15 protein-coding genes are annotated in these 14,530 nt (G+C 60.1%); 9 read left to right on the plus strand and 6 right to left on the minus strand.

Annotation, left to right across the window (positions count from 1 at the left end):
• Positions 1-49 precede the first annotated feature (49 nt).
• Positions 50-1,537: a glycerol kinase GlpK gene (gene glpK, locus SERRSCBI_RS22895; protein WP_042785563.1), complete on the plus strand. Its 1,488-nt coding sequence runs from the start codon at positions 50-52 to the stop codon at positions 1,535-1,537.
• A gap of 130 nt (positions 1,538-1,667) precedes the next feature.
• Positions 1,668-2,678, plus strand: a complete 1,011-nt coding sequence (glpX, locus tag SERRSCBI_RS22900; RefSeq protein WP_042785564.1) for a class II fructose-bisphosphatase — start codon at positions 1,668-1,670, stop codon at positions 2,676-2,678.
• Between the two features lie 193 nt (positions 2,679-2,871).
• On the opposite strand, the gene emrD is transcribed toward glpX, so the two are convergent.
• A complete protein-coding gene (emrD, locus tag SERRSCBI_RS22905; RefSeq protein WP_042785565.1) occupies positions 2,872-4,056 on the minus strand; it encodes a multidrug efflux MFS transporter EmrD in 1,185 nt (394 codons plus the stop codon).
• A gap of 298 nt (positions 4,057-4,354) precedes the next feature.
• Between emrD and SERRSCBI_RS22910 the strand changes: the two genes are divergently transcribed.
• Together SERRSCBI_RS22910 and fpr are read left to right on the plus strand one after the other, a co-directional pair.
• Positions 4,355-4,966, plus strand: coding sequence for a metalloregulator ArsR/SmtB family transcription factor (locus tag SERRSCBI_RS22910; RefSeq protein WP_033631328.1), 612 nt, complete (start codon positions 4,355-4,357; stop codon positions 4,964-4,966).
• Positions 4,967-4,969: 3 nt separating this feature from the next.
• Positions 4,970-5,716, plus strand: coding sequence for a ferredoxin--NADP(+) reductase (gene fpr, locus SERRSCBI_RS22915; protein ID WP_042785568.1), 747 nt, complete (start codon positions 4,970-4,972; stop codon positions 5,714-5,716).
• 11 nt (positions 5,717-5,727) lie between these two features.
• Here fpr and SERRSCBI_RS22920 read toward each other — a convergent pair whose 3' ends face one another.
• Positions 5,728-6,147, minus strand: coding sequence for a DUF805 domain-containing protein (locus SERRSCBI_RS22920; protein WP_042785569.1), 420 nt, complete (start codon positions 6,145-6,147; stop codon positions 5,728-5,730).
• Between the two features lie 199 nt (positions 6,148-6,346).
• On the opposite strand from SERRSCBI_RS22920, the gene SERRSCBI_RS22925 reads away from it, so the two are divergent.
• Positions 6,347-6,931 (plus strand): DUF1454 family protein, encoded by a 585-nt coding sequence (locus SERRSCBI_RS22925; protein ID WP_033652211.1) that lies wholly within the window; start codon positions 6,347-6,349, stop codon positions 6,929-6,931.
• 127 nt (positions 6,932-7,058) lie between these two features.
• Positions 7,059-7,826: a triose-phosphate isomerase gene (gene tpiA, locus SERRSCBI_RS22930; RefSeq protein ID WP_033652212.1), complete on the plus strand. Its 768-nt coding sequence runs from the start codon at positions 7,059-7,061 to the stop codon at positions 7,824-7,826.
• A 65-nt stretch (positions 7,827-7,891) separates the two neighbouring features.
• Here tpiA and SERRSCBI_RS22935 read toward each other — a convergent pair whose 3' ends face one another.
• From SERRSCBI_RS22935 to cpxP, 4 genes are all read right to left on the minus strand, one after another.
• Positions 7,892-8,881 (minus strand): sulfate ABC transporter substrate-binding protein, encoded by a 990-nt coding sequence (locus tag SERRSCBI_RS22935; protein WP_042785570.1) that lies wholly within the window; start codon positions 8,879-8,881, stop codon positions 7,892-7,894.
• A gap of 183 nt (positions 8,882-9,064) precedes the next feature.
• Positions 9,065-10,027: a 6-phosphofructokinase gene (gene pfkA, locus SERRSCBI_RS22940; RefSeq protein ID WP_004931116.1), complete on the minus strand. Its 963-nt coding sequence runs from the start codon at positions 10,025-10,027 to the stop codon at positions 9,065-9,067.
• Between the two features lie 231 nt (positions 10,028-10,258).
• Positions 10,259-11,161, minus strand: a complete 903-nt coding sequence (fieF, locus tag SERRSCBI_RS22945) for a CDF family cation-efflux transporter FieF (protein WP_042785571.1) — start codon at positions 11,159-11,161, stop codon at positions 10,259-10,261.
• 131 nt (positions 11,162-11,292) lie between these two features.
• Positions 11,293-11,772, minus strand: a complete 480-nt coding sequence (gene cpxP, locus SERRSCBI_RS22950) for a cell-envelope stress modulator CpxP (protein WP_042785573.1) — start codon at positions 11,770-11,772, stop codon at positions 11,293-11,295.
• A 148-nt stretch (positions 11,773-11,920) separates the two neighbouring features.
• Between cpxP and cpxR the strand changes: the two genes are divergently transcribed.
• Genes cpxR through trmL form a run of 3 tightly spaced genes read left to right on the plus strand, consistent with a single transcriptional unit; the run spans position 11,921 to position 14,527 of the window.
• Positions 11,921-12,619, plus strand: a complete 699-nt coding sequence (gene cpxR, locus SERRSCBI_RS22955) for an envelope stress response regulator transcription factor CpxR (RefSeq protein WP_004931124.1) — start codon at positions 11,921-11,923, stop codon at positions 12,617-12,619.
• Complete coding sequence (cpxA, locus tag SERRSCBI_RS22960) at positions 12,616-14,010, plus strand: envelope stress sensor histidine kinase CpxA (RefSeq protein ID WP_015379421.1); 1,395 nt, start codon at positions 12,616-12,618, stop codon at positions 14,008-14,010. Before cpxR ends, cpxA begins: the two co-directional genes overlap by 4 nt.
• Before the next feature lie 43 nt (positions 14,011-14,053).
• Positions 14,054-14,527 carry a tRNA (uridine(34)/cytosine(34)/5-carboxymethylaminomethyluridine(34)-2'-O)-methyltransferase TrmL gene (gene trmL, locus SERRSCBI_RS22965; protein ID WP_042785574.1) on the plus strand — a complete coding sequence of 158 codons (474 nt, stop codon included), beginning with the start codon at positions 14,054-14,056 and terminating at the stop codon, positions 14,525-14,527.
• Positions 14,528-14,530 lie beyond the last annotated feature (3 nt).

The following is a 14,530-nucleotide window of genomic DNA, read 5'->3' on the forward strand; positions in this document are numbered from 1 at the left end:
AAACGGTTAACAACAGCAGGATAATTACCATGACTGTAGAAAAAAATACATTGTCGCACTCGACCAAGGGACCACCAGCTCACGCGCCGTCGTGCTCGATCACGACGCCAACATCGTTGCGGTATCGCAACGCGAATTCCCGCAGATCTATCCAAAGGCCGGCTGGGTTGAGCACGACCCGATGGAGATCTGGGCGTCGCAAAGCTCGACGCTGGTAGAAGTGCTGGCGAAGGCCGACATCAATTCCGATCAAATCGCCGGCATCGGCATCACCAACCAGCGCGAAACCACCATCGTCTGGGAAAAAGAGACAGGCAAGCCGGTCTACAACGCCATCGTCTGGCAGTGCCGCCGCACCGCCGACATCTGCGAGAAGCTCAAGCGCGACGGCCTGGAAGAGTACATCCGTCACAACACCGGCCTGGTGGTTGACCCCTACTTCTCCGGCACCAAGGTGAAATGGATCCTGGACAACGTCGAAGGCGCCCGCGAGCGCGCCAAGCGCGGCGAACTGCTGTTCGGCACCGTCGATACCTGGCTGGTGTGGAAGATGACCCAGGGGCGCGTACACGTCACCGATTACACCAATGCCTCACGCACCATGATGTTCAACATCCACGAGCTGGACTGGGACGAACGCATGCTGGAAGTGCTGGACATTCCGCGCGCCATGCTGCCGAAAGTCCGTCCTTCCTCCGAGGTATACGGCCAGACCAACATCGGCGGCAAGGGCGGCACGCGTATTCCTATCGCCGGTATCGCCGGCGACCAGCAAGCGGCATTGTACGGCCAGCTGTGCGTTCAACCGGGCATGGCGAAGAACACCTACGGCACCGGCTGCTTCCTGCTGATGAACACCGGCAAAGAAGCGGTGCGCTCGAAAAACGGTTTGCTGACCACCATCGCCTGCGGCCCGCGCGGCGAAGTGAACTATGCGCTGGAAGGCGCGGTGTTCATCGGCGGTGCGTCTATCCAGTGGCTGCGCGACGAGCTGAAACTGATCAGCGACGCCGCCGACTCCGAATATTTCGCCACCAAGGTGAAAGACAGCAACGGCGTCTATGTGGTGCCGGCCTTCACCGGCCTGGGCGCGCCCTACTGGGATCCGTATGCCCGCGGCGCCATCTTCGGCCTGACCCGCGGTGCCAACAGCAACCACATCATCCGCGCCACGCTGGAATCCATCGCCTTCCAGACGCGCGACGTGCTGGACGCCATGCAGGCCGACGCCAACACCCGCCTGCAATCGCTGCGCGTGGACGGCGGCGCGGTCGCCAACAACTTCCTGATGCAGTTCCAGTCCGATATCCTCGGCACCCGCGTAGAGCGCCCTGAAGTGCGAGAATCGACGGCGTTGGGCGCCGCGTTCCTGGCGGGCCTGGCCATCGGCTACTGGAACGATCTGGATGAAGTGAAGAGCAAAGCGGTGATTGAGCGTGAATTCCGCCCAAGCATCGAAACCACCGAACGCAACTACCGCTACAGCGGCTGGAAAAAAGCGGTGGCTCGCGCGCAGGCGTGGGAAGATCACGATTAAACCCAGCCTTGCCGTTACCCCCAAATTGCGCTGCCTGCGGGCGGCGCTTTTTTTTTGCCCCGCCCCGCCGCCGCCGCGCTGTGATAGACTTTGCCGATATTTTCTTCCCTTTCTCACAGACAGGTTTGCCATGAAACGTGAATTAGCCATCGAATTTTCCCGCGTTACCGAAGCCGCCGCGCTGGCGGGCTACAAATGGCTGGGACGCGGCGACAAGAACGCCGCCGACGGCGCGGCGGTCCACGCCATGCGCATCATGCTCAACAAGGTGGATATCGATGGCCGCATCGTGATTGGCGAAGGCGAGATCGACGAAGCGCCGATGCTGTATATCGGCGAGCAGGTCGGCAGCGGCCAGGGCGACGCGGTCGACATCGCGGTCGATCCAATCGAAGGCACCCGCATGACCGCCATGGGCCAGTCCAACGCGCTGGCGGTCTTGGCGGTGGGCGATCGCGGCACCTTCCTGCACGCGCCGGACATGTACATGGAGAAGCTGGTGGTCGGCCCGGCGGCGCGCGGCGCCATCGATCTCAATCTGCCGCTGGCGGAGAACCTGCAGAACGTCGCCGCGCGGCTGGACAAACCCTTGTCACAGCTGACGGTCATCGTGTTGGCCAAACCGCGCCACGACGGCGTCATCGCGCAGATGCAGCAGTTGGGCGTGCGGGTGTTCGCCATTCCTGACGGCGACGTGGCGGCCTCCATTCTCACCTGCATGCCGGAAAGCGAAGTCGATGTGATGTACGGCATCGGCGGCGCGCCGGAAGGGGTGATCTCCGCCGCGGTGATCCGCGCGCTGGACGGCGACATGCAGGCGCGTTTGCTGGCGCGCCATGAAGTGAAAGGCGACAGCCCCGAGAACCGCCGCCTCGGCGAGCAGGAGCTGGCACGCTGCCGTGAGATGGGCATCGAGGCCGGTCAGGTCTTGCGCCTGGACCAGATGGCGCGCAACGACAACGTCATCTTCTCCGCCACCGGCATCACCAAGGGCGATTTGCTGGAGGGCATCAGCCGCAAGGGCAACATGGCCACGACCGAAACGTTACTGATCCGCGGCAAGTCGCGCACCCTTCGCCGTATCCGTTCAACCCACTATCTGGATCGCAAAGACCCGGCGCTGCACGAGTTTCTGCTGTAACGAAACAGGGCGCCGAAGGGCGCCCTGATGATTGATGACAAACCTCATGCCCTTGCCGGGTTGGCAGAGAGCAGCGAATAGAAAACAAGGAAAATCAATTCATTGATTTTCGGCTGATCCCCGCAAAGGGGGAAAAACCACGCTTTTTCTCCCCTTTGTCAACGGTATGAGGGCGCCGAATGGCGCCCTGTCGTTATGCGGTGTGTCCCTGATGCTGCATCCGGTTGGACAGCGGCCACCAGCACAGCAGGATCAGCACCGCCATCGCGAACATCAGCAAGCCGAGGCTGAACTGCCCGGTTTGCGGCAGCATGGCGGAAAGCCAGGTCGCCAGACCGGAGCCCATGTTCTGCATGCCGCCCACCAACGCGCCCGCCGCGCCGGCCAGGTAAGGGAACGGCTCCATCGCCCCGGTGGTCGCCAGCGGGAACAGCATGCCGGCGCCGAAGAAGAACAATGCAGCCGGCACGATCAGCGTCCAGATGTTCATTACGCCGAACCAGCCCGGGATCCACATCATCGCTCCCGCCAGCAGACAGCTCAGCACCGAATGCCACATCAGCGTATGGAAGGTCTTGCCGTCGCGCCCGGCGTACCAGGCGCCGAAAAACGCCGCCGGGATCGGCAGAATGAACAGGATGCTGACGGTCAGGCCGCTCAGCCCCAACACACCGCCCATCAACACGCCGCAGCTGGCTTCAAATACCGCAATCCCCGCCAGCGCGCCGATCAGCATCACCAGATAGCAACTGAAGGTGCTGTCGCTAAGCAGCTGGCGGAAACTGGCCAGCATGCGGCGTTTTTCTGTCTGGACCGGACGGGTCTCCGGCAGCCAGCGGAACATCGCGAAGGCGACGCAGGCGCACAACGCCAGCAGGAAGGCGTAACAGGCTCGCCAGCCGAACACCATCGCCAGCGCGCCGCCGATCACCGGCGCCAACAGCGGGCTGACCAAAATCCCCATATTCAGCAGGCTGTTGGCATAGCGCAGCGCGGTGCCGGCATACAGATCGCGCGGCATGGTGCGCGCCATCACGCCCGCCACGCCGGTGCCCATGCCCTGGATGGCGCTGGCGGCGACCAGCATCGTCAGGTTGGTGGACAGCAGCGCGCCCAGCGCCCCCACCAGGAAGATCATCATGCCGGTCAGGATCACCGGACGACGCCCGATACGATCCGATATCGGCCCGTAAATCAGCTGGGAGAAACCGTAGGTCAGCAAATACGCCGCCATCACCCGCTGCACGGCGCCGGTGCGCACCGACAGATCGTGAGCGATGTCAGCAATAACGGGAACATAAATGGTTTGCGCCATCTGACCGACGGCGACCAACAGGATAAGCATCACCAGCAGGTGAAAGTTCTCTAGTTTTCTCATTATCTTCGTTAACGTTTCAACTCGTCACAGCGTCCCGGTATGGCCGTTGCAGCAGCCAGAACGGCGAGCAGCCCTCTATGGCGGCATAAGCTAATCAAATCTGATTTTTTTAGCGAGTTTCAGACAAATATTGATCCAGGTCACACTGGCAGCAAACCCGACCAGGCTCGTAAATTAAACTGTACGTCTAACGCTTTGGGGGTAAAAATTAGCGCGTTTGCAGTAGCTGCGCTTTAGCATTTAATCGATAATTATTTTCATCAACTTGAAATAAAATAACACCATAGGGATTTGGTTCATGAAAACACCTGAGCTGATTTTATTGCAGTTAAAGGCTCTCGGCCCGCACTCCGCCAAAATGCTGGCGGAGCGTCTGGACATCACGCCGATGGGCATCCGACAACATCTGCAATCCCTGGAAAAACGTGAGCTGGTTTGTTACGAAGAAGCGCGCAGCAAGGTCGGCCGCCCGACGCGCTACTGGTCGCTGACCGAGCGGGGGCACGCCTACACGGCCGACGATCAGGAGCGACTGCGGGAATCCGCGCTGCAGCTGTTTGGCGGCGCCGGCGTGGAACCGTTGCTCATCGCGCGCGAAGAGCAGCTTTATCTGCGCTATGCCGAAGAGCTGTCCGCCGAGCGCAGCCATCAGGATCGGCTAACCCGCCTGGTTCGCCTGCGGCAACACGACGGTTACATGGCCGAATTGCTCGATCATCCGCACGGTGCGCTGCTGGTGGAAAACCACTGTCCGATCGGCGTGGCCGGTTCCAACTGCAGCAGCCTGTGCAATTCCGAGCTGCAGCTGTTTCACCGCCTGTTCGGCAACGACTACCGGGTAGAGCGCACCGCGCACGCCATTTCCGGCTCACGACATTGTGCTTATTTGATTCGACCACGGGAGCTTTAGAGTATGGCTGAATGGGTAAACGGCAAGGTTACGCAGGTAAAACAATGGACCGACGGGCTGTTCAGCCTGGTAGTCAATGCCCCCATCGATCCTTTCACCGCCGGGCAATTCGCCAAGCTGGCGCTGGAGATCGAAGGTGAACGGGTGCAGCGCGCCTACTCCTACGTCAATGCCCCCGATGACGCCAACCTGGAGTTCTATCTGGTCACGGTGCCGGAAGGTAAACTGAGCCCGCGTCTCAATCAGCTGCAGCCGGGATCGGACCTGATGGTGACCAAAGAAGCCGCCGGCTTCTTCGTGCTGGACGAGGTGCCCGACTGCGACACGCTGTGGATGCTGGCGACCGGCACCGCCATCGGCCCCTATTTATCGATTCTGCAGCAAGGCGCCGGCCTTGAGCGCTTTAACAACCTGGTGCTGGTGCACGCCGCGCGTTTTGCGCGCGACCTGAGCTACCTGCCGCTGATGCAGCAACTGCAGCAACGCTACAACGGCAAGCTGCGCATCCAGACCGTCGTCAGCCGTGAAGAGACGCCCGGCTCACTGACCGGCCGCGTGCCGGCGCTGATCGAGGACGGCCGACTGGAAGCGGCGATCGGCTTGACCATCGACGCCGAAACCAGCCACGTGATGCTGTGCGGCAACCCGCAAATGGTGCGAGATACGCAGCAAACGCTGAAAGACCAACGCCAGATGCGCAAGCACCTGCGCCGCAAGCCGGGCCATATCACCAGCGAACACTACTGGTAACCCGGCGGGGATCAGCGGAACTTCACCAGTTCGGCTTCCGGGCCGAACCGATTGTCTCCCGGCGTGCCGACGAAGGCACCCAAATCGATCATCATCATCACGATAATCAGCGTCGGAATGAAACGCCCGACGCCCCATTGCCAGATCGGCGCCAGCATCTGCCAGTTCCCCGCCGCCAGCATCCACGCCAGGATCAGCAGCAGCGCCCACCAGCCGGCCTTGTTGCGATCGTGCAGGCGCTTGACCAACACCGCCGCCGTCGGCCACAGCAGCGCCACGATAAAGAAAGCGATGGATTGGATGGCGATCAGCTGATAGTTGGCCAGCGTAAACGCCGCCGCCATCAGCACCAGCCACAGCCCCATCCAGATCCAGAAGTCGCGCCGCCCGATGCGGCCCTTAAAAGAAAAACACCACTGTTGTAACGTCATCGATTCCTGCGCTCTAAGCCTGCCCATATTCTGCGCCGCAGTGTAACATAGGCGCTGCCGGGCCGAGTTTTCCGCCTCGCATAACGCGGCGCGCCGCACAGCTTTCTCGTCAGCGAACCGATAATGGCGTGGGATCTTTGACAAGGCCTGCGGGTTATCGCTTTAATCGGAGCCATCTTTGTCCTTGATGCCATACGCCATGCTGAGAAAAACCCTCGCCATCGCCTGCCTGCTGCAGGCCGCCGCCAGCGCCTGGGCCGAACCGCCCGCCGCCGAAGCGAAACCGACCGCGCCTTACCTGCTGGCCGGCGCGCCGACGTTCGACCTGACGGTGATTAAATTCCGTGAAAAGTACAACCGCGATAACCCGAAGCTGCCGATTGGCGAATTCCGCGCCATTCCCGCCGCCGAAGACGATTCGCCGCTGCTGACGCGCGCCGCCAGTAAACTCAACGAAAACCTGTACGCCTCCACCGCACTGGAGAAAGGTACCGGTAAAATCAAAACGTTGCAGATCACACATCTGCCGCTGCAGCAGGCCAATGAAGAAAAAGCCGCGCGCACCATCGCCATCAACTATATGGCGGCGCTGATGCGTCAGTTCGAACCGGCGCTGACGGTGGAACAGAGTCAGAACAAGGTGAATAGCCTGCTGGAAAAAGGCAAAGGATCGCGTTTTTACCAACAGCAGGTCGGCGCCATTCGCTATGTCGTCTCGGACAACGGCGATAAAGGGGTCACCTTCGCGGTTGAACCGATTAAGCTGGCGCTTTCCGAGCCGTAACGACGCGGCATTTAATGACGAAAAGCAAAGCCTTCGCGCTTAATGATCTCTATACTGTTGGGCAGGTAAACTGCCGGTCCGGCAGTTGTCATTTCGACTCTCGCGTTCCCTAGTTGGAGGAAAAAACATGCGTCATCCATTAGTTATGGGTAACTGGAAGCTTAACGGCAGCACCCACATGGTCAACGAACTGATCGCCGGTCTGCGCAGTGAGCTGAGCAGCGTTGACGGCTGTGGCGTCGCCATCGCCCCGCCGGTGATGTATCTGGATCAGGCCAAGCACGCGCTGGCCGGCAGCCGCATCGCGCTGGGCGCGCAGAACGTGGACGTTAACCTGTCCGGCGCCTTCACCGGTGAAGTTTCCGCCAACATGCTGAAAGACGTCGGCGCTCAGTACATCATCATCGGCCACTCCGAGCGTCGCACCTACCACAAAGAAAGCGACGAAGTGATCGCCGAGAAATTCGCCGTGCTGAAAGAAGCCGGTCTGATCCCGGTGCTGTGCATCGGTGAAACCGAAGCGGAAAACGCAGCGGGCAAAACCGAAGAAGTGTGCGCGCGCCAGATCGACGCCGTACTGAAAACGCTGGGCGCACCGGCGATGAAAGGCACCGTGATCGCCTATGAGCCGGTCTGGGCCATCGGTACCGGCAAATCCGCCACCCCTGCGCAAGCGCAGGCCGTGCACAAATTTATCCGCGATCACATCGCCAAACACGATGCCGCGGTCGCCGCTGAAATCATCATTCAGTACGGCGGTTCGGTGAACGACAAGAACGCCGCAGAGCTGTTCTCCCAGCCGGATATCGACGGCGCGCTGGTGGGCGGCGCCTCGCTGAAAGCCGACGCTTTCGCCGTGATCGTCAAGGCCGCTGCCGCAGCGAAAAAAGCCTGATTGTCTTAGGCTTGTCATAAAAAAACCCCGGCTTGCCGGGGTTTTTTATTGCCGCTCGAACGGGATCAGCGTTTGCTTATCTCGTCGAAGACGCCGCCGGTGGCGAAATGCACCTTCTGCGCTTCGGTCCAACCGCCGAAGGTGTCATCCACGGTGAACAGCTTCAGCTGCGGGAACTGGCCGGCGAACTTGGCCGCCACCGCCGCATCGCGCGGGCGATAATAGTGCTGCGCCGCGATACTCTGCCCTTCCGGCGAATACAGATACTTCAGGTAGGCGGTCGCCACGTCGCGGGTGCCGCGTTTATCGACCACCTTATCCACCACCGACACCGTCGGTTCGGCCAGAATCGATTCGCTCGGGGTGATGATCTCGAACTTATCTTTGCCCAGCTCTTTCTCCGCCAGCAGCGCTTCGTTTTCCCAGGCGATCAGCACGTCGCCGATACCGCGCTCAACGAAAGTGTTGGTCGAACCGCGCGCGCCGGAATCCAGCACTTCTACGTTCTTGTACAGGTCTTTGACGAACGCCTGCGCCTTGGCCTTATCGTTGTTGTTGTGATGCAACGCGTAGCCCCAGGCGGCGAGGTAGTTCCAGCGGGCGCCGCCGGAGGTTTTCGGATTCGGGGTGATCACCGACACGCCCGGCTTGATCAAGTCAGGCCAGTCATGAATTTGTTTCGGGTTGCCTTTGCGCACCAGGAAGACGATGGTCGACGTGTAAGGCGCCGAGTTGTCCGGCAGGCGTTTTATCCAGTCTTTCTCAATGCGCCCGCGTTCGGCGATGGCGTCGACGTCATAGGCCAACGCCAGCGTCACCACGTCGGCCTCGATGCCGTTGATCACCGAGGTCGCCTGTTTGCCGGAGCCGCCGTGCGACTGACGCACCGTCACCTTGTCGCCGGTTTCCGCCTGATAGTGCTTGCTGAATGCCGTGTTGTAAGCCTGATAGAACTCACGCGTCGGATCGTATGACACGTTCAGCAACTGAATATCCTTCGCCATGGCGCCGGACGCCAACAGCACCAATGTCAGACCTACACCCCATTTACGCATCGACAGGCTCTCCCAGAAAATTAACGCAACCTCAATCGGTTGATTTAGCATCAGAGCCTGCCAGAAACTTTCCCGGCAATTAAAGAATAAAAAAGTTTGGGATAGATGATTCTGGAATATGTCGCCGCCGGGCATAAAAAAGCCCCCGCAAGCGGAGGCTTTCAGCGCGCGGTGAGCGGCGAATCAGTACAGCTTTTTCGCCGTTTCCAGCCAGTCGCCCTTGAACGGACGCTTCATGTTTTCGATCGCGTCGATGATGTCGTGATGCACCATCTTTTCGTTCTGGATACCGACGCAGCGGCCGCCGTAACCCTGCAGCAGCAGTTCGATGGCGTAGGCGCCCATGCGCGAGGCCAGGATGCGGTCATAGGCGACCGGTGAACCGCCGCGTTGAATGTGGCCCAGCACGGTAGCGCGGGTTTCACGCTTGGTTTCCTGCTCGATGTGGCGCGCCAGCTCATCGATATCGCAGATGTGCTCGGTGATCGCTACGATGGCGTGCTTTTTGCCCTTGGCGATACCGGCCTTGATTTCGCACACCAGATCTTCGCGATTGAATTCGATTTCAGGCAGCACGATGAATTCGCAGCCGCCGGCAATCGCCGCCGCCAGCGTCAGATCGCCGCAGTAACGGCCCATCACTTCCACGATAGAGATGCGCTGGTGCGACGAGGAGGTATCGCGCAGGCGGTCGATCGCTTCCACCACGGTTTCCAGCGCGGTGAAGTAACCGATGGTGTAGTCGGTACCGGCGACATCGTTATCGATGGTGCCCGGCAGGCCGATGCACGGGAAGCCTTCTTCCGTCAGGCGTTTGGCGCCCATGTAGGACCCGTCGCCGCCGATCACCACCAGCGCGTCGATACCGCGATTCTTCAGGTTTTCAATCGCCTTGGCACGCACGTTTTCATCCCTGAATTCCGGGAAGCGGGCAGAGCCGAGGAAGGTGCCGCCGCGATTGATCATGTCGGACACGCTATAGCGGTCCAGCTGCTCCATGCGATCTTCGTACAAGCCAAGGTAGCCATCGTAAATACCAAAAACTTCCAGACCTTCTGAAAGCGCAGAACGCACAACGCCGCGGATTGCAGCGTTCATACCCGGCGAATCACCGCCGCTCGTCAGTACACCGATTTTCTTGATCATGACTACCTCTGAACTGTGTAGATGCAATTTCTTAAGAATTCTGTCTCCGCCGATCGTCTTGAAACCTCTCCGGCTGCAGAAAACCAGCTTTACGGCTTATTGCTGGATATTATATCAAAAACACCCAGCTGAATTGATTCAAGTCACGCAATATAACGGTTAAAACACCGCATGGCACGCTGAGCTAACTCAGATATTCATGATAATACGTTGCGCTATGCCTCTATATGATTATAGCTCCCAATGCCCCTGCCTACCCGGCGGCACCACGGAGCACGGATCCAGGTGAATGATGACGTCCGCCCCCGCAAAACGTTGCCGCAGGGCTTGTTCCACCTGATCGGCCAACCGGTGCGCCTCGCGCAGCGGCAGCGTGTCTTCCATCTCCAGATGCAGCTGGATGAAACGCGTCGGCCCCGACTGACGCGTGCGCAGATCGTGTGCGCCTTTCACGCCGGGCCAGGAGGAAACCACGGCGATAATCGCCTGGCGCTCGTCATCCGGCAACGCCCGATCCAACAGCGACTGCACCGCTTCATAGCCCATGCGCAACGCGCTATAGAGGATGTAAACGCCGATGCCCAGCGCGAACAACGCATCCGCCCGTTGGAAGCCGTACCAGCTTAGCCCAAGAGCGATAAGAATAGCACCATTCATCATGACATCTGACTGATAATGCAGCATATCTGCGCGTACGGCCTGACTGCGCGTTTTTCTGACCACCCAGCGTTGATAGGTGACCAGAATCAGCGTGCTGACCAACGCGATCACCGTCACCACGACCCCGATGCCGGGATCGCGCAGCGTTTGCGGCGCATACAGATGCTGGAAGCCGGTGAGGAACAAAAACAGGGCGGAGCCGGAAATAAACATGCTTTGCGCCAGCGCCGCCAGCGATTCCGCTTTGCCGTGGCCGAAGGTGTGCTCGGCATCGGCCGGCTGCAGCGAATAGCGCACCACCAGAAGGTTGGTCAGCGAGGCGGCGATATCGACCAACGAATCCACCAGCGCCGCCAACAGGCTGACCGAACCGGTGTGGTACCAGGCGACGATTTTAATCAACAGCAGCGACGACGCCAGCGCAGTTGCGGCCAACGCGGCGGACTTTACCAGGCGTGCATAGCGCTGTTCCATAAGGGGCCCCGGCCAAAAGGTGTGGCGCTCAATATAGCGAAATGTCGGATAAAAAAAACCCCGCCATCATGGCGGGGAAGACAGGGATGGTGTCTATGGCAAGGAAAAACAGGGGACTACTCAGTCGTACTTCACTTCTGGGCAGAAGCTTGCTGCAAACCAGAAATTTGTTGCTCCATCTGCTGCATGCGCTGCTGATGTTTCTGGTCTAAAACACTTTTTTGCTCTGGCGTCAGCAGGTTATACATTTGGTTGCGCACCCGGGCCATTTCGACCTGGCGCTTGACCTGCTGTTGGGCCATCTTTTCCGCCTGGGCGTACACGGCGGCTTCGTCAAATTTCTCTGCGGTCACCAGTTTATGCATGGCTTCCATTTCAGCTACATTGACACCAGGCAGATCGTGCCGGGCCTGGCGCATCAAATCGCGCATTTGCTGGCGCTGCTGTTCGTTGAGGCTGACACCGTCGAACATATGGTGCTGGCCGGGTATTCGGGTCATCGCGTCGTTGCCGGGAGGTTGGGCTGTGTCCGGTATAGTGTCGGCAGCGAAGGCAGCGGTCGAACCAATTGCCAGCAGTGATGCCATAACTAATGCGGTCACCTTACGCATTTCAACTCCTCAAGCTTTCTCATTTTGCGAATCAACGAGGAGCAGTGTACCGCCACACCTGAAAACCTGCGTCAGTGCATGTAAAACTACGTAAAGTCATGGAATGGCAACAGTTGATGACGTATTTTGCGTCTGGAGGTAAATCATAATGAACAAGATTCTGTTAGTTGACGACGACCGCGAGTTGACCTCGCTGTTAAAAGAACTGCTTGAAATGGAAGGTTTTAATATCGTCGTCGCGCACGATGGCGAGCAGGCGTTGTCGCTGCTGGACAGCTCCGTCGATCTGCTGCTGCTCGACATCATGATGCCGAAGAAAAACGGCATCGATACGCTGAAAGAACTGCGCCAACATCACCAAACGCCGGTCATCATGCTGACCGCGCGCGGCAGCGAGCTGGACCGCGTGCTGGGCCTGGAGCTGGGCGCCGATGATTACCTGCCGAAACCCTTCAACGATCGCGAGCTGGTCGCGCGCATTCGCGCCATTCTGCGCCGTTCCAACTGGAGCGAACAGCAGCAACAGGTCGACAGCGGCGCCCCGACGCTGGATGTCGATGGCCTGCAGCTGAACCCCGGCCGCCAGGAGGCCAGCTTCGACGGCCAGGTGCTGGATCTGACCGGCACCGAGTTCACCCTGCTGTATCTGCTGGCGCAGCATCTCGGCCAGGTGGTGTCGCGCGAACTGCTGAGCCAGGAAGTGCTGGGCAAACGCCTGACTCCGTTCGATCGCGCTATCGACATGCACATCTCCAACCTGCGGCGTAAGCTGCCGGATCGCAAAGACGGGCATCCGTGGTTCAAAACCCTGCGCGGGCGTGGTTATTTGATGGTATCTGCAACATGATCAACAGTTTGACGGCACGCATCTTCGCCATTTTCTGGTTCACGTTAGCCCTGGTGCTAATGCTGGTGCTGATGGTGCCCAAGCTCGACTCCCGCCAAATGACCTCGCTGCTCGACAGCGAGCAGCGGCAGGGGTTGATGCTGGAACAGCACGTCGAGGCCGAGCTGCAAAACGATCCGGCCAACGATCTGATGTGGTGGCGCCGCCTGTTCCGCGCCATCGACAAATGGGCGCCGCCGGGCCAACGCCTGCTGCTGGTCACCAGCGAAGGCCGGGTGATCGGCGCGCAGCGCAACGAAATGCAGATCGTCCGCAACTTCATCGGCCAATCCGATAACTCGGATCATCCGAAGAAGAAAAAATACGGCCGCGTCGAGCTGGTCGGGCCGTTCGCGGTGCGCGATGGCGAAGACAACTACCAGCTGTACCTGATCCGTCCCGCCAACAGCCCGCAATCCGATTTCATCAACCTGATGTTCGACCGGCCGCTGCTGCTGCTGATCGTCACCATGCTGATCAGCGCCCCGCTGCTGCTGTGGCTGGCCTGGAGCCTGGCGAAGCCGGCGCGCAAGCTGAAGAACGCCGCCGATGACGTGGCGCGCGGCAACCTGAAGCAGCATCCGGAGCTGGAGGCCGGTCCGCAGGAGTTCCTGGCTACCGGCGCCAGCTTCAACCAAATGGTCAGCGCGCTGGAGCGCATGATGAACGCGCAGCAGCGGCTGATCTCGGACATCTCGCACGAGCTGCGCACGCCGCTGACTCGCCTGCAGTTGGCCACCGCGCTGATGCGCCGCCGCCACGGCGAAGGCCACGAACTGGCGCGCATCGAAACCGAAGCGCAGCGGCTGGATTCGATGATCAACGATCTGCTGGCGCTGTCGCGCGGGCAGCAGAAGGGCGAGCTGGCGCGCGAGCAGCTGAAGGCCAACGAACTGTGGGCCGACGTGCTGGACAACGCCCGTTTCGAAGCGGAACAGATGGGCAAGCAGTTGGAGATCGCTGCGCCGCCCGGTCCGTGGACGCTGTTCGGCAACGCGAGCGCGCTGGACAGCGCGTTGGAAAACATCGTGCGCAACGCCCTGCGTTATTCGCACACCCGCATCGCCGTGGCGTTCAGCGCCGACAATCAGGGCGTGACCATCCAGGTTGACGACGACGGCCCCGGCGTCAGCGCCGAAGATCGCGAGCAGATTTTCCGCCCGTTCTACCGCACCGATGAGGCGCGCGACCGTGAGTCCGGCGGCACCGGCCTTGGTCTGGCGATCGTCGAGGCGGCGGTCAATCAGCATCGCGGCTGGGTGAAGGCCGAAGACAGCCCGCTTGGCGGTCTGCGGCTGGTGCTGTGGCTGCCGCTGCATCATCAACGCCTATCGTCTAAGACAGAACAGTAAGAGTTTGCTATCCTGCGCCCCTCGTTCACGAGGGGCCTGCAACATGCTGAACATCGTTTTATTTGAACCCGAGATTCCACCCAATACCGGCAATATCATCCGCCTGTGCGCCAATACCGGCTTTAATCTGCATCTGATAGAACCGCTGGGTTTTCCGTGGGACGACAAGCGTCTGCGCCGCGCCGGGCTGGATTACCATGAGTTCACCCGCGTCCACCGTCATGCCGACTACGCCGCTTTTCTCGCCGCCGAGGATCCGCAACGGCTGTTTGCTCTCACGACCAAAGGCACGCCGGCGCACAGCGCCGTCAGCTATCAGGCTGGCGACTACCTGCTGTTCGGCCCGGAAACGCGCGGGTTGCCCGCCGACATCCTCGATGCGCTGCCCGCGCAGCAAAAAATCCGCATCCCGATGCAGGCGCAAAGCCGCAGCATGAACCTGTCGAATGCCGTCGCGGTGGTGGTTTATGAAGCCTGGCGGCAAATGGACTATGCCGGCGCGCTGATCAAGGCGTAATCC

It is taken from the genome of Serratia sp. SCBI, assembly GCF_000747565.1.
GTDB lineage: Bacteria > Pseudomonadota > Gammaproteobacteria > Enterobacterales > Enterobacteriaceae > Serratia > Serratia ureilytica.

What these genes read in the sequence shown, in the direction of transcription:
- tpiA (WP_033652212.1), top strand. Translation starts at nt 7,059, where the DNA reads ATGCGTCATCCATTAGTTATGGGTAACTGGAAGCTTAACGGCAGCACC.
- SERRSCBI_RS22910 (WP_033631328.1), top strand. Translation starts at nt 4,355, where the DNA reads ATGAAAACACCTGAGCTGATTTTATTGCAGTTAAAGGCTCTCGGCCCG.
- cpxA (WP_015379421.1), top strand. Translation starts at nt 12,616, where the DNA reads ATGATCAACAGTTTGACGGCACGCATCTTCGCCATTTTCTGGTTCACG.
- emrD (WP_042785565.1), bottom strand. Translation starts at nt 4,056, where the DNA reads ATGAGAAAACTAGAGAACTTTCACCTGCTGGTGATGCTTATCCTGTTG.
- glpX (WP_042785564.1), top strand. Translation starts at nt 1,668, where the DNA reads ATGAAACGTGAATTAGCCATCGAATTTTCCCGCGTTACCGAAGCCGCC.
- cpxR (WP_004931124.1), top strand. Translation starts at nt 11,921, where the DNA reads ATGAACAAGATTCTGTTAGTTGACGACGACCGCGAGTTGACCTCGCTG.
- fpr (WP_042785568.1), top strand. Translation starts at nt 4,970, where the DNA reads ATGGCTGAATGGGTAAACGGCAAGGTTACGCAGGTAAAACAATGGACC.
- trmL (WP_042785574.1), top strand. Translation starts at nt 14,054, where the DNA reads ATGCTGAACATCGTTTTATTTGAACCCGAGATTCCACCCAATACCGGC.
- SERRSCBI_RS22920 (WP_042785569.1), bottom strand. Translation starts at nt 6,147, where the DNA reads ATGACGTTACAACAGTGGTGTTTTTCTTTTAAGGGCCGCATCGGGCGG.
- pfkA (WP_004931116.1), bottom strand. Translation starts at nt 10,027, where the DNA reads ATGATCAAGAAAATCGGTGTACTGACGAGCGGCGGTGATTCGCCGGGT.
- fieF (WP_042785571.1), bottom strand. Translation starts at nt 11,161, where the DNA reads ATGGAACAGCGCTATGCACGCCTGGTAAAGTCCGCCGCGTTGGCCGCA.
- SERRSCBI_RS22935 (WP_042785570.1), bottom strand. Translation starts at nt 8,881, where the DNA reads ATGCGTAAATGGGGTGTAGGTCTGACATTGGTGCTGTTGGCGTCCGGC.
- SERRSCBI_RS22925 (WP_033652211.1), top strand. Translation starts at nt 6,347, where the DNA reads ATGCTGAGAAAAACCCTCGCCATCGCCTGCCTGCTGCAGGCCGCCGCC.
- cpxP (WP_042785573.1), bottom strand. Translation starts at nt 11,772, where the DNA reads ATGCGTAAGGTGACCGCATTAGTTATGGCATCACTGCTGGCAATTGGT.